This is a genomic window from Maritimibacter sp. DP1N21-5, from assembly GCF_019218295.1.
Classification (GTDB): domain Bacteria; phylum Pseudomonadota; class Alphaproteobacteria; order Rhodobacterales; family Rhodobacteraceae; genus Maritimibacter.
The window spans coordinates 970,666-984,183 of record NZ_JAHUZF010000006.1; the positions used below are offsets into that span (position 1 = coordinate 970,666).

Below are 13,518 nucleotides of genomic sequence, written 5' to 3' on the forward strand. Positions count from 1 at the left end.
GATGGCACGCAGGGTTTCGATCTTCGGCTCCACGGGGTCGATCGGGGTGTCGACCATCGACCTGATCGCGCGCGATCCGGACGCCTATCACGTCGTCGCCCTGACCGGAGGCCACAACGTCGCGAAACTGGCCGAACAGGCCAAGACGCTTCGGGCCGAGATTGCTGTGACCGCACATGAGGAAAACCTGCCCGCGCTGCGCGACGCGCTGGCCGGCAGCGGGATCGAGGCGGCCGCAGGCGAAGCGGCAATCGAAGAGGCCGCGCGTCGTCCGGCCGACTGGGTGATGTCGGCCATCGTTGGCGCGGCGGGGCTTCCGCCGGGTCTTGCGGCGCTGGAAAGCGGGGCCTGCCTCGCACTCGCCAACAAGGAAAGCCTCGTCACGGCGGGGCCCCTCATCCTCGCCACCGCGCAGAAGCACGGCAGCCGCATCCTGCCCGTGGACAGCGAACATTCCGCCGTCTTTCAGGCCCTTGTTGGCGAAGACCTGGCGGCGGTCGAACGGGTCGTCATCACGGCTTCCGGCGGGGCCTTTCGTGACTGGCCGATCGAGGACCTGCCGAACGCGACCCTCGCGCAGGCCTCGTCGCATCCGAACTGGGACATGGGACAGCGGATCACCATCGACTCCGCCTCGATGTTCAACAAGGCGCTCGAGCTGATCGAAACGCGTGAGTTCTTCGGCGTCGATCCGAAGATCATCGAGGTGATCGTTCATCCGCAAAGCCTCGTCCATGCGCTGGTCGGCTTCAACGACGGCGCGCTCATGGCGCACGTCGGCCCGCCCGACATGCGCCATGCCATCGGCTATGCGCTACACTGGCCAGAGCGCCGCAAGCTGCCGGTGGACCGCCTCGACCTCGCGCGGGCGGGCACCTTCGAGTTTCGCGCGCCCTGCGACGACCGTTATCCCGCGTTGCGACTGGCGCGCGACGTGATGGACCAGCACGGCATGTCGGGGGCGATCTTCAACGCCGCCAAGGAGGCCGCACTCGACGGCTTCATCGACCACAGGATCGGCTTCATGCGCATGGCTGAAGTCGTGGAAGAGGTTCTCACGGATTTGTCGGGTGACGCGGGCCTGATCAATGCCGCATTCACCCTTGATAACGTGCGCGCGGCCGACCAGATGGCACGCAGACGAGCAGTAGAGATTATTGGCGGGGCCTAACCCGCCAGAAGGAGCGACCTTGGACATGACCGGGCTCATCCCAGACTTCGGCAATCTGGCCTTCACGCTGTTGGCCTTTGTCGTCGCGCTGACGATCATCGTCTTCATCCATGAATACGGCCATTACATCGTCGGCAAATGGACGGGCATCAAGGCGGACGTCTTCTCCATCGGGATCGGTCCGGTCCTGTTCAAACGCACGGACAAGCACGGGACCCAGTGGCAGGTCGCGGCCTTCCCGGTGGGCGGATACGTCAAGTTCCGGGGCGACGCGAATGCCGCCTCTGCCGGCGCGGACGAAGACGCGATTCGCGGCCTTACGCCCGAGGAACGCCGCGCGACGATGCCCGGGGCCCCAGTCTGGGCGCGGGCGCTTACGGTGGCGGCGGGGCCAGTGTTCAACTTCGTGCTCTCGGTCCTGATCTTCTTCGGCATGGCCTATTACCAGGGGATCGCTACCGATCCGCTGACCGTGAAGCAGATGGTGCCGATCTCCGGCGTCGAAAACACGCTCGAGCCGGGTGACCAGATCCTGTCGATCGCGGGCCAGACCACGCCACCGCTCGAGGAGTTCGGGGCCTATGTCGAAACGCTCCCCGACGACAGTCCGCTCCACTATGTCGTTCTGCGGGACGGCGCGGAGGTCGAGGTCACGACCCTGCATCCCTATCCGGCCTTTGTCGGATCGGTCACGCCCCAGACGGCGGCCGCGGACGCGGGGCTGGAGAAGGGCGACCTGATACTCGCGGTCAACGGCACGCCGACGGCGACCTTCGAGGATCTGAGGGGGATCGTGGGCGAAGGGGATGGCGAGGCCCTGACGCTGACCATCGTTCGCGATGGTGAGCAGTCAGACGTCACCCTGACGCCGCGGCGCATGGACCTTCCGCTCCCGGAGGGCGGCTTCGAGACCCGCTGGCTCATTGGGATCGGTGGCGGGCTGATCTTCGAGCCGGCGACCCGTGCGCCCAGCATCGGCGAGGCGATCACCGGCGGCGTGTCCCAGGTGCAATACATCATCACCTCGTCGCTGTCGGGCCTGTGGCACATGATCACGGGTGCCATTTCGTCGTGCAATCTGCGTGGGCCGATCGGGATCGCGGAGACCTCGGGGGCCGCGGCAAGCCAGGGCATGCCGGACTTCATCTGGTTCATCGCCGTTTTGTCCACGGCGGTTGGACTTCTGAACCTGTTCCCCATCCCGGTGCTGGATGGCGGACATCTGGTCTTTCATGCCTACGAGGCCGTCGTGGGGCGCCCGCCCGGCGACCGCGCCATGCGCGTTCTGCTTGCGGCGGGACTGGCGATCATCCTGTCGATCATGGTGCTCGGGATCACGAACGACCTGTTCTGCCCCTGAGGAAAGGGGATGCCGCAATAATGCCCCACTTCAGGGCAGCTTTGGACACAGAACCGGGCGACGGTCGGCCCGGGATCTGGCGAGGTAGGCATCATGGAACGGATCGAGCAGGGTTACCGCGGTCTCCACCTGTTGGTGGACCTGAACTGGGACCGTATCCTCTATGTGGGAACGCTTGTCGCGGCGCTTGGCTGCGGCGCGCTTCTGGGTGGTTTCTTCCACTAGCGAGCGCAGCGCGCGCCGGCCATAAAAGAAAGTTCGCGAACGTGGCCTAGTTGCCACGCCGCAAGCCCCGGATTTTGCGTCAATAAATCATCTTGCCTCATGGGCCGCGTCACAGCGGCCCATTTGTGTTTCACATGCTTTGACAACCCATCGCGTAGCCGTTACTCACACAAGGGACTGGGATGTCAGAGCGGATGATAACAAGATGACGTATAACGAGCAGCGCAAAGCCCGGACGGCAAGCATGCGCAAATCCGTACTCAAGCCGGCTGCCACGGCGATTTTCTTCGGGATGACAGGACTGGCGGTCCTGGCGCCGGCGTCGGTTCAGGCGCAGTCCTACAATTTTCAATCCGTCCAGATCGTCGGCACCGACAAGGTCGAAGCCTCGACCGTGCTGTCCTACCTTGGCTTCGGCAAGGGGCAAACTGTCTCGGCCGGGCAACTCAACGACGCCTACCAGCGGCTCGCCGGCTCCGGTCTGTTCAACACCGTCGAGCTTCAGCCGCGCGGCAATACGCTGATCGTCCGGGTTCAGGAATACTCCGTCATCAGCCGTATCAACATCGAAGGCAACCGTCGCAAGGATGACGAGGACCTTCTGGCCCTGATCCAGTCGCAGCCGCGCCGGGTGTTCTCGCCCTCCGTGGCGGAACGCGATGCCCAGATCATCGCCGAAGCCTATGCTGCCGACGGTCGCATCGCCGCCGAGGTCACGCCGCGGATCATTCGCCGGGGCGGTGGCCGCGTCGACCTCGTTTTCGAAGTGATCGAGGGCAAGAACGCGGAGATCGAAAGCCTGACCTTCAACGGCAACCGCAGCTTCTCGGACGCGCGTCTGCGCCGGGTCCTCACCTCGAAACAGGCCGGGCTCCTGCGCACCTTCGTCCAGGTGGACACCTTCGATCCCGAACGGCTCGAGTTCGACCGTCAGGTGCTGGGCGATTTCTATCGCTCGCGCGGCTTTGTCGATTTCGAGGCACAGGCGCTGGTTGCCGAGCTTCCCGAAAGCCGCGATGGCTACAAGGTCACCTATCAGATCGTCGAAGGTCAGCAGTTCTCGCTGGGCCGGGTCAACACGATCTCGGAAGTCGACGGCGTCGATCCGGCCGAGTTCGAGCGTGTCGCGCGGCTTCGGACCGGTGCGGTCTATGACCCCACGGACATCGACAATGCCATCGCGCGGATGGAACGTCTCGCGATCCAGAAGGGCCTTAACTTCATCACCGTCGAGCCGCGTGTGACACGCAACGACCGGGAAGGCACGCTGGACATCGAACTCGCGATCACGCGCGGTCCCCGGGTCATCGTGGAGCGCATCGACATCGAGGGGAACCAGACCACGCTCGACCGCGTGGTGCGTTCGCAGTTCACTACTGTCGAAGGCGACCCCTTCAACCCGCGCGCCATCCGCAACGCGGCGGAACGCATCCGTGCGCTCGGCTATTTCTCGGACGTGCAGGTGGAAGCGCGCGAAGGCTCGGCCTCGGACCGTGTCGTCGTCGACGTGGATGTGGAAGAGCAGGGCACGGGGTCGCTGTCCTTCGGTGCGTCCTACTCGACCGCCACCGGCCTTGGGCTCAATGCGAGCTTCGTGGAAACGAACTTCCTTGGCCGCGGTCAGTATATCTCGGCCGAGTTCTCGGGCGGCGCCACGACCCGCAACTATTCGTTCAGCTTTGCCGAACCGAACCTGCTCGGGCGTGACCTGACGCTCGGGATCGACGCGTTCTATTACACCACGACCTCCTCGACGATCGCGATGTATGACACCGCGCAGTTCCAGGTTCTGCCCTATGTCGAGTTCCCGATTTCCGCATCGAGCCGCGTGAGCCTGCGGGTCGGGGCCGGCGGGTCCAACATCACCAACGTCGACCCGGCGTCCTCGGCCGTGCTCATGGCCGAAGCCGCGCGTGGCTGGCAGTACGGGGCACAGGCGGGGCTCACCTACAAGTTCGATACCGCCTACAACGCCATCGACCCGACCTCGCGCCTGTTCCTGCGCTTCGACGGGGATATCGGCGGGCTGGGGTCCGACAATACCTGGCTTCGTGCCACGGCACTGGCGCGGGCGCAGACCCGGGTCCTGAATGACGAAGTGACCCTCCGGGCCGAGGTCGAAGGCGGTGCGCTCTATTCGCTCTCAGGCGCGGGCAGCCGTGTCACCGATCGCTTCCAGCTTGGCACCGACAAGGTGCGAGGCTTCGCACCCTACGGCGTCGGGCCGCGCGATCTTCTGGCCGGCAACCAGGACGCGCTTGGCGGCAACTTCTACGCGGCCGCACGGGTCGAGGCACAGTTTCCGCTCGGACTTCCCGAGGAATACGGTATTTCGGGCGGCGTCTTCGCCGACGTCGGCAGCCTCTGGGGCCTCGACAACACGCTGGGCGGCGCGATCGACGACTCGGCCTATCTGCGGTCCTCGGTGGGCGCCTCGCTCTTCTGGGAAACGCCGATCGGCCCGCTGCGCTTCAACTACTCGGTCCCGGTCGTGAAACAGGGCTATGACCGCGAAAACCGCTTCGAGATCACGATCTCCACGTCGTTCTGACATGGTGATCCGGGATTGCCTGTGCGGGGGCCTTCTGGCCCTCGTTCTCGCGGTCGGCACACAGGCCGCATCCCCCGCCTTGTCCCAGTCGCTTGGCCAGGTCGTGAGCGCGGTCGTGGTGATCGACCGCGATGCGCTTTTCTCCGGCACGGCCTTTGGTCAGCGGGTGAACGAGGAACTGGACAGCGAACGTGCCTCGCTTGCCGAGGAAACCCGCAAGATCGAGACCGCGCTTGAACAGGAAGAACGCGCCCTGACGGAAGAGCGGGCGAACCTGACCCAGGAAGAGTTCCGCGCGAAAGCCGATGAATTTGACGAACGGGTTCAGGCACTACGGACCGACCGCGACCGGGCCCAGACCACCTATGTCCAGAAATACGAGGCCGCGCAGCGGGATTTCTATGCGCGGGTCGGTCCCATCATTGGCCAGCTGATGACGGACCGCGGTGCGGTCGTCGTGCTCGACAAGCGCATGGTGCTTCTGTCGAACAGTGCGGTGGACGTGACCGAGGAAGCGATTTCCCGGATCGATGCCGTCCTGGGTGACGGGTCCGCCGAAGACCTTCCAGAAACCGCGCCCGAAGGCGAGAACACGGACGTCATCCTGCCGCCTCTCGACATGGGAACCGAGGCCACGGAACCCGTGGAACAATAGCGCGCCCGATGTGATATGCCTGTGATGCCCGCGCGGCGTCGCTTGAACGAATGCCAATGCCCGCCCAGGAAAGGGACCACGAGATGACCGACGCAACCCCCGCGACCGACAGACCTACGAGCGCGGATATCCATCTGATCCAGCGCTGCATTCCGCATCGCTACCCCTTCCTCCTCGTGGACAAGGTCGTCGATATCGTCGCGGGCGAAAGTGCCGTCGGGATCAAGAACGTGACCTTCAACGAACCGCATTTCCAAGGCCATTTCCCAACGGCTCCCATTATGCCCGGCGTGACGATCATCGAAGCGATGGCGCAGACCAGCGCGGTGATGGTGGCCATCACGCTCGACCTCGTCGACAAGGAGCCGCTGGTCTACTTCATGGGGATCGACAAGGTGAAATTCCGGCGCAAGGTCGTTCCGGGCGACGTGCTGCGCATGGACATCAAGACCCTGCGTGGCGGATCGAAGATCTGGAAATTCGAGGGCGTCGCCACGGTCGACGGAGAGGTCGCCTGTTCCGCCGAGTTCTCGGCGATGATCGACCTGTCCAAGAACGCCTGAGCGGCCTAGCGGCGGCCGGCCCAGATCCAGCCGCCGCCAAGCACCCGGCTGCCCTCGTTGGCATAGAAGACGCAGGCCTGTCCCGGGCTCACGCCTTCCTCGGGGGTGATAAGCTCGACCTCGGCTTCGGTGTCGGACAGCGGTCGGATGATCGCTTCACGCGGCGGGCGCGTCGAGCGCACCTTGACCGATACGTGCCATTCGGACTGCGACGTGAAGGGCGCATCGCCCAGCCAGTTGATTTCGCGCACGGGAACGGTCCTCGTGGCGAGCATTTCCTTGGGTCCCACGATCACGCGGCGCGCATCGACGTCGAGCTTCACGACGTAAAGCGGATCGGCGAGCCCGCCAATGCCAAGCCCGCGCCTTTGCCCGATCGTGTAATGAATGACGCCCTCATGCTGACCCAGCACGCGCCCGTCGGTGTGCACGATCTCGCCCGGTTCCGCGGCACCGGGGCGGAGTTTCTCGATCACCCCGGCATAGTTGCCGTCGGGCACGAAGCAGATGTCCTGACTGTCGGGCTTGTCCGCGACCATGAGCCCGAACTCCCGCGCGAGCGCACGCGTTTCGTCCTTGGTCGCAAGATGGCCCAGCGGGAAGCGCAGGAAGCCGAGTTGTTCCGGCGTTGTCGAAAACAGGAAATAACTCTGGTCGCGCGCGGGATCGGCGGCGCGGTGCAACTCGGGTCCGGTCGCGCCCTCGAAGCGCTGGATGTAGTGACCCGTCGCCATGCAGTCGGCATCAAGGTCACGCGCGGTGGCGAGCAGGTCCTTGAACTTCACCCGTTCATTGCAGCGGATGCAGGGAACCGGGGTCGCACCGCCGAGGTAGCTGTCGGCAAACTCCTCGATCACCGCTTCGCGAAAGATGTTCTCATAATCGAGCACGTAATGCGGGAAACCCATCTCGTCGGCCACGCGGCGCGCGTCGTGAATGTCGATGCCCGCGCAACAGGCGCCCTTCTTGGCCAGTGCCGCACCGTGGTCATAGAGCTGGAGCGTGACGCCGATGACGTCGTAGCCTTCGGATTTGAGCTTCGCCGCCACGACGGACGAGTCGACGCCGCCCGACATCGCCACGACGACGCGCGTGTCCTCGGGGCGCTTCGCAAAGCCCAGTGAATTGACGGTCATCTTGCTGTCCAACGCCATGGTCGTGCTCCTGAAGAGCTAGGGAATATAGGAAAATTGCAGATATCTGCAAGGCCGGGGTTCACCCATCCTTAAATCCCTTGGGCGAAGAAGATGCCACCTTTGACCGAGGGACGAATGATGTATCTGAAAAAAGTGGACGGCCCCCGTGCTGTGAAGTTGCCGGACGGGACGCATATGACCCGCGCCGACCTGCCGCCTGCGACCACGAAACGCTGGGTGGCCTCCCGCAAGGCCGCTGTTGTTCGCGCGGTGAAATACGGGTTGATCACGCTGCCGGAGGCTCTGACGACCTTCGGCCTGTCCGAAGAGGAACTGGCCGAATGGTCCCATGCGGTCGAGGAGCATGGCGAGGCGGCCCTGAAGGCCACCGCCTTGCAGAAATATAGACAACCATAGGTAGAAAACCCTATAGCGGTCTGAATAGTAACCGAACATTAACTAATTGCCCCGAAAGTGTTGACGAACAGAACGGGAACTATTCAGGAGATTGACCTTTGCGTATCCTGCTTGTCGAAGACGATCCGACGACCTCGCGGTCGATCGAGCTCATGCTCACCCATGCGAACCTGAACGTCTATTCCACCGATCTCGGGGAAGAGGGCATCGACCTCGCGAAGCTCTATGACTACGATCTGATCCTTCTCGATCTCAATCTGCCGGACATGACCGGGCACGAGGTCCTGCGCCAGCTCCGGATGGCCCGGATCGCGACACCGATCCTGATCCTGTCGGGCGCGGACGACCCGGAGAACAAGCTCAAGGGCTTCGGCTTCGGTGCGGACGACTACATGACGAAGCCCTTCCACCGCGACGAGCTCGTGGCGCGGATCCATGCGATCATCCGCCGCTCCAAGGGGCATTCCCAGTCGATCATCCAGACCGGACGCGTCTCGGTGAACCTCGATGCCAAGTCGGTCGATGTCGGGGGCAAGCCCGTGCATCTGACCGGCAAGGAATACCAGATCCTGGAACTGCTCTCGCTGCGCAAGGGCACCACGCTCACGAAGGAGATGTTTCTCAACCATCTCTACGGCGGGATGGACGAGCCGGAGCTGAAGATCATCGACGTGTTCATCTGCAAGCTGCGCAAGAAGCTCGCCGAAGCCACCGACGGCGACAACTATATCGAAACCGTCTGGGGCCGGGGCTACGTGCTGCGCGATCCCGCACCCTCGGTGATGGACAGCCAGATCGCGCTCGGGGCCTGATCCCTGCGGGCCATTCCTGCGTGGTAACCCCCGCATGAGAGGTATGGACCCGCTCCACCCTGACGCCTAGATTTCGCCGGAACAGGCGGAGTTGAACGTGCCCGAAGACAAGCAAAAGCCCGTAGAGGACCTGACCGAAACCGAAGCGGCCCGCGAACTTGCGCGTCTTGCCGATGTTCTCGCACGCTCCAACGTCGCCTATCACACGGAAGACGATCCTTTTCTGAGCGATTCGGATTATGATGCGGCGAAGCAGCGCAACGCGCGGATCGAAGAGCTTTTCCCTGACCTGAAGCGGGACGACAGCCCGACCGAACAGGTGGGAAACGCCCCGTCCGAGGCCTTTGCCAAGGTCCGGCACCGCGTGCGCATGCTGTCGCTCGCGAATGCTTTCGAGGACGCGGACATCACCGATTTCGACCGGCAGGTCCGGTCCTATCTCGGTCTTGATGCCAGTGCGCCGCTTGCCTTCACGGCGGAACCCAAGATCGACGGCCTGTCCCTGTCCCTGCGATACGAGCGCGGCGCGCTTGTCGAAGCGGCGACTCGCGGCGACGGGGCCGAGGGCGAGAACGTGACCGCGAATGCGCTCACCATCTCCGACATTCCGAGGCAGCTGAAGGACGCGCCGGAGGTCCTGGAAGTCCGCGGCGAGGTCTATATGAGCCGGAGCGACTTTGCTTCGCTGAATGAACGGCAATCGGAGCGGGGCGGAAAGGTCTTTGCCAACCCTCGCAACGCCGCGGCCGGATCGCTGCGCCAGCTTGATTCGGCCGTCACCGCCGAGCGGCCACTGAAGTTCTTCGCCTATGCCTGGGGCGAGCTTTCGGCACCGCTCGCCGACACACAGTCCGGCGCCATCGAGCGCCTCGCAAGCATGGGCTTTCGCACCAATCCGCTGACGGTCCGGGTCACGTCACCCGACGAAATGCTCGCGCATTATCACGCGATCGAAGGACAGCGCGCGACGCTCGATTACGACATCGACGGTGTGGTCTACAAGGTGGACGACCTCGCCCTGCAAGCGCGGCTCGGATTCCGGTCGACGACGCCCCGTTGGGCCATCGCGCACAAGTTCCCGGCCGAGCTCGCCTGGACCCGGCTCGAGGCCATCGACATCCAGGTGGGACGCACCGGGGCCCTGTCGCCGGTCGCGCGGCTTCTGCCCGTGACCGTGGGCGGCGTGGTGGTGTCCAATGCGACGCTGCACAACGAGGACTACATCGCCGGACGCGACAGCAAGGGCGGTGAGATTCGCGGCGGCAAGGACATCCGCGTCGGCGACTGGGTGCAGGTCTACCGCGCCGGCGACGTCATTCCGAAAGTGGCTGACGTCGACCTCGCGAAGCGCCCCGCCGACACCGAACCCTATCGCTTCCCGGACCATTGCCCGGAATGCGGCTCCGAGGCGATCCGGGAAGAAGGCGACGCGGTTCGTCGCTGTACCGGCGGGATGATCTGCCCCGCGCAGGCGGTGGAAAAGCTAAAACATTTCGTCTCCCGCGCGGCCTTCGACATCGAAGGTCTCGGCGCCCGGCAGGTCGAGATGTTCTACCATGACGACCAGCTTCCAATCCGCGAGCCCGCCGACATCTTCACCCTGGCGAACCGCGATGCCGAGAACCTGACCAAGCTGCGCAATCGCGATGGATATGGCGATAAGTCGGCGTCCAACCTCTTCGCCTCCATCGAGGAGCGGCGCCGGGTGCCGCTCAACCGGGTCATCTTCGCGCTCGGGATCCGCCACGTGGGCGAGAGCGCGGCCGGACTGCTCGCGCGGCACTACGGCGACTGGCCCCGGTTCGAGGTGGCCATGACCGAGGCATCGCCCGAAGGGGGCGAAGCCTGGGACGAGCTCTTGTCCATCGACGGCGTTGGTGCGGTGATGGCGACGTCGCTCGTGACCACCTTCCAGCAGCAGAACGAACGCGAGTCGATCGACCGTCTGGTGGCCCAGCTCGACATCCAGCCCGTGGACATGCCCTTGACCGAGGGTTCGCCGGTCGCCGGCAAGACCGTCGTCTTTACAGGAACGCTCGAAAAGATGACGCGCGCCGAAGCCAAGGCCCGGGCGGAAGCGCTGGGTGCCAAGGTCGCGGGGTCCGTCAGTGCCAAGACCGATCTGGTCGTGGCCGGACCGGGCGCCGGCTCCAAGGCCAAGAAAGCCAAGGAGCTGGGCGTCGAAACCATTGACGAAGACGGTTGGCTCGAGCTGATCAAGGGCGCATGAGCACACGGCCCGAAATCCTTTATCCGCTCTTCGCGGAGCTCGAGACGCTTGGCGGCATCGGTCCGAAGTCGGCGAAGCTTTTCGAGAACCTCGGGGTCACGCGCCCGCGCGACCTGTTGTTCTTCCTGCCGCATTCCGGGGTTGACCGGAGGTTTCGTGCCAGCGTCGCCGAGGTGACACCGCCCGCGACCGCGACGGTCGAAGTGACCGTGGGGCGCCACCATGTGCCCTCGGCACGGAACCGGCCCTACCGGGTCGAGCTGACCGATGCCCTGACCACCTTCCACGCCGTGTTCTTCCACGGCAATCCGGACTGGATCTCAAAGCAATTGCCGACGGGGCAGAAGCGGATCGTGTCGGGCAAGGTCGAGCATTTCGACGGGATCGCCCAGATGGTGCATCCCGATCATATCCTGAAGCCGGGCGAAGCGGATCAGATCCCGGATTTCGAACCGGTCTACAGCCTCACGCAGGGGCTGACCCAGAAGGCGGTGATGCGCGCGGTGGGTGAGGTTCTGACGCGGATCCATCCGCTGGCGGAATGGGTCGATCCCACGCTGAAGGCGCAGGAGCATTGGCCGGACTGGCACGATGCCGTCCTCAAGGCGCATATGCCCCATGGTCTCGACGACCTGTCACCCCATGCGGCGCCGCGCCGGCGTCTTGCTTATGACGAGTTCTTCGCCCATCAACTCACGCTGGCGCTGGCCCGGTCCCACATGCGCCGCGGCAAGGGAATCGCCACGGTGGGGACGGGGGTGCTACAGGCCAAGGTGCGCGCCGCGCTTCCCTATGCACCGACCGGGGCACAGGAACGCGCCGTGGCCGAGATTGTCGCCGACATGGCGAGCGGGCAGCGGATGAACCGGCTCCTGCAGGGCGATGTCGGCGCTGGCAAGACGCTCGTCGCGACGCTGGCGCTCCTGATCGCGGTCGAGGCGGGTGGGCAGGGGGTGATGATGGCCCCGACCGAGATCCTCGCGCGGCAACATCTGGAAAGCGTCCGCCCGCTTGCCGAAGCCGCGCAGGTCGTCGTCGAGGTCCTGACGGGGCGCGACAAGGGGGCGGAACGGCGGGCCAAGCTCGAGGCGCTGAAGGCGGGCAAGATCCATATCCTCGTCGGCACCCATGCGGTCTCTCAGGATGACGTGGAATACCGCGACCTGCGGCTTGCCGTGGTGGACGAACAGCACCGGTTCGGTGTGGCGGAGCGGATGCGGCTGGGCAAGAAGGGGCAGGCGGCAGATGTGCTGGTGATGACCGCGACCCCGATTCCCCGGTCGCTCTCGCTCGCGCAATACGGCGACATGGATGTCTCGGTGCTCGACGAAAAGCCGCCCGGGCGCAAACCGATCACCACTTCGGCGCTCTCCACGAGCCGGATCGGCGACGTGGTTGAGCGCCTGCGCAGCGTGACGGCAAGCGGGCGTCAGGCCTATTGGGTCTGTCCTCTTGTGGGTGAGAGCGAAGTGAGTGAACTGACCGCCGCCGAGGAACGGTTCAAGCTCTTGCGGGCCGCGCTTGGCGAAGGCGTCGTGGGGCTGGTCCACGGCCAGATGCCGCCAGCCGAGAAGGACGCCGCAATGGCGGCCTTCCAGCGCGGCGACACGAAGGTCCTGGTGGCGACCACGGTGATCGAGGTCGGCGTCGATGTGCCGAATGCGACGATCATGGTGATCGAACGGGCCGAGCACTTCGGCCTGGCCCAATTGCACCAACTGCGCGGGCGCGTCGGGCGGGGGTCGGAGGCCTCGACCTGCGTGCTTCTCTATCAGGCGCCGCTCAATGAAAGCGGGGAGAAGCGGCTCGCGATCATGCGAGAGACCGAGGACGGGTTCCGGATCGCCGAGGCCGATCTGGAGATGCGCGGCGCGGGCGACCTGATCGGGACCGCACAATCCGGGCTGCCGAAGTTCATGGTGGGCGACCTTGAGCATCAGGCCGGGCTGATGGCGGTGGCGCAGAAGGATGCGCGCAAGCTCCTCGCCGACGATCCCGATCTGACGAGCCCGCGGGGCGAGGCCGCGCGTGTTCTCCTCTGGCTCATGCGGCAGGACGAAGCGATCCGTTTGATATCAGTGGGTTAGGGGAGTCCTTGGCGAAATTTCGCAGAAAGTTCGCATTTGTTCTCAAAAAGTTCTTTACAGCGCGGGGCTCGTTGTGAGAACAAAGCGTTAACAAAGAACAAACGCAGCACATTGAGAACAGGAGCGCCTCGATGATCAAGGATATCCAAGCCGTATTCGCCCGGTCCCGCGCCACGATCTGGCAGGACCTTGCCGGCGGCGCCGCTCTCATGATCGGCCTCATGGCTGCGCTTCATCTTCCAGGAGTCCTCTGACCCCACACGAGTTTCTGCCTGCGGATCAGGGTCCCGGCATCTGTCCCCAACTCGATG

12 protein-coding genes are annotated in these 13,518 nt (G+C 64.5%); 11 read left to right on the top strand and 1 reads right to left on the bottom strand.

The window, feature by feature from the left end; translation table 11 throughout:
* Nucleotide 1: 1 nt before the first annotated feature.
* The 6 genes from dxr (at nt 2) to fabZ (ending at nt 6,525) form a co-directional block, all read left to right on the top strand.
* On the top strand, nt 2-1,171 hold the full coding sequence (dxr, locus tag KJP29_RS12465) for a 1-deoxy-D-xylulose-5-phosphate reductoisomerase (RefSeq protein WP_218463865.1): 1,170 nt from the start codon (nt 2-4) through the stop codon (nt 1,169-1,171).
* A 19-nt stretch (nt 1,172-1,190) separates the two neighbouring features.
* Nucleotides 1,191-2,531, top strand: a complete 1,341-nt coding sequence (gene rseP / locus KJP29_RS12470; RefSeq protein ID WP_218463866.1) for an RIP metalloprotease RseP — start codon at nt 1,191-1,193, stop codon at nt 2,529-2,531.
* A gap of 93 nt (nt 2,532-2,624) precedes the next feature.
* Nucleotides 2,625-2,756, top strand: a complete 132-nt coding sequence (locus KJP29_RS19325; RefSeq protein WP_255553603.1) for a hypothetical protein — start codon at nt 2,625-2,627, stop codon at nt 2,754-2,756.
* A gap of 244 nt (nt 2,757-3,000) precedes the next feature.
* Nucleotides 3,001-5,307, top strand: coding sequence for an outer membrane protein assembly factor BamA (bamA, locus tag KJP29_RS12475; RefSeq protein WP_255553604.1), 2,307 nt, complete (start codon nt 3,001-3,003; stop codon nt 5,305-5,307).
* 1 nt (nt 5,308) lies between these two features.
* Entirely contained in the window at nt 5,309-5,962 is a 654-nt protein-coding gene (locus KJP29_RS12480) for an OmpH family outer membrane protein (protein ID WP_218463868.1), read from the top strand.
* A gap of 83 nt (nt 5,963-6,045) precedes the next feature.
* Entirely contained in the window at nt 6,046-6,525 is a 480-nt protein-coding gene (gene fabZ / locus KJP29_RS12485) for a 3-hydroxyacyl-ACP dehydratase FabZ (RefSeq protein ID WP_218463869.1), read from the top strand.
* A 5-nt stretch (nt 6,526-6,530) separates the two neighbouring features.
* Here fabZ and mnmA read toward each other — a convergent pair whose 3' ends face one another.
* Complete coding sequence (gene mnmA / locus KJP29_RS12490) at nt 6,531-7,679, bottom strand: tRNA 2-thiouridine(34) synthase MnmA (protein WP_218463870.1); 1,149 nt, start codon at nt 7,677-7,679, stop codon at nt 6,531-6,533.
* A gap of 120 nt (nt 7,680-7,799) precedes the next feature.
* Between mnmA and KJP29_RS12495 the strand changes: the two genes are divergently transcribed.
* The 5 genes from KJP29_RS12495 to KJP29_RS19330 all read left to right on the top strand — a co-directional run bounded on the left by KJP29_RS12495 (nt 7,800) and on the right by KJP29_RS19330 (nt 13,461).
* Nucleotides 7,800-8,078, top strand: coding sequence for a DUF1153 domain-containing protein (locus KJP29_RS12495; protein ID WP_218464943.1), 279 nt, complete (start codon nt 7,800-7,802; stop codon nt 8,076-8,078).
* A 98-nt stretch (nt 8,079-8,176) separates the two neighbouring features.
* Nucleotides 8,177-8,890 (top strand): response regulator transcription factor CtrA, encoded by a 714-nt coding sequence (gene ctrA / locus KJP29_RS12500; RefSeq protein WP_218463871.1) that lies wholly within the window; start codon nt 8,177-8,179, stop codon nt 8,888-8,890.
* 97 nt (nt 8,891-8,987) lie between these two features.
* Complete coding sequence (gene ligA, locus KJP29_RS12505) at nt 8,988-11,120, top strand: NAD-dependent DNA ligase LigA (protein WP_218463872.1); 2,133 nt, start codon at nt 8,988-8,990, stop codon at nt 11,118-11,120.
* On the top strand, nt 11,117-13,207 hold the full coding sequence (gene recG, locus KJP29_RS12510) for an ATP-dependent DNA helicase RecG (RefSeq protein ID WP_218463873.1): 2,091 nt from the start codon (nt 11,117-11,119) through the stop codon (nt 13,205-13,207). Before ligA ends, recG begins: the two co-directional genes overlap by 4 nt.
* Before the next feature lie 131 nt (nt 13,208-13,338).
* The gene (locus tag KJP29_RS19330; RefSeq protein WP_255553605.1) at nt 13,339-13,461 is read left to right on the top strand and encodes a hypothetical protein; all 123 of its coding nucleotides are present in this window, start codon (nt 13,339-13,341) and stop codon (nt 13,459-13,461) included.
* Nucleotides 13,462-13,518 lie beyond the last annotated feature (57 nt).

Excerpts from the sequence above, each read along its gene's own strand:
- dxr (WP_218463865.1), top strand. The coding sequence starts at position 2 with ATGGCACGCAGGGTTTCGATCTTCGGCTCCACGGGGTCGATCGGGGTG.
- KJP29_RS19325 (WP_255553603.1), top strand. The coding sequence starts at position 2,625 with ATGGAACGGATCGAGCAGGGTTACCGCGGTCTCCACCTGTTGGTGGAC.
- bamA (WP_255553604.1), top strand. The coding sequence starts at position 3,001 with ATGCGCAAATCCGTACTCAAGCCGGCTGCCACGGCGATTTTCTTCGGG.
- KJP29_RS12480 (WP_218463868.1), top strand. The coding sequence starts at position 5,309 with ATGGTGATCCGGGATTGCCTGTGCGGGGGCCTTCTGGCCCTCGTTCTC.
- fabZ (WP_218463869.1), top strand. The coding sequence starts at position 6,046 with ATGACCGACGCAACCCCCGCGACCGACAGACCTACGAGCGCGGATATC.
- mnmA (WP_218463870.1), bottom strand. The coding sequence starts at position 7,679 with ATGGCGTTGGACAGCAAGATGACCGTCAATTCACTGGGCTTTGCGAAG.
- KJP29_RS12495 (WP_218464943.1), top strand. The coding sequence starts at position 7,800 with ATGTATCTGAAAAAAGTGGACGGCCCCCGTGCTGTGAAGTTGCCGGAC.
- recG (WP_218463873.1), top strand. The coding sequence starts at position 11,117 with ATGAGCACACGGCCCGAAATCCTTTATCCGCTCTTCGCGGAGCTCGAG.
- KJP29_RS19330 (WP_255553605.1), top strand. The coding sequence starts at position 13,339 with ATGATCAAGGATATCCAAGCCGTATTCGCCCGGTCCCGCGCCACGATC.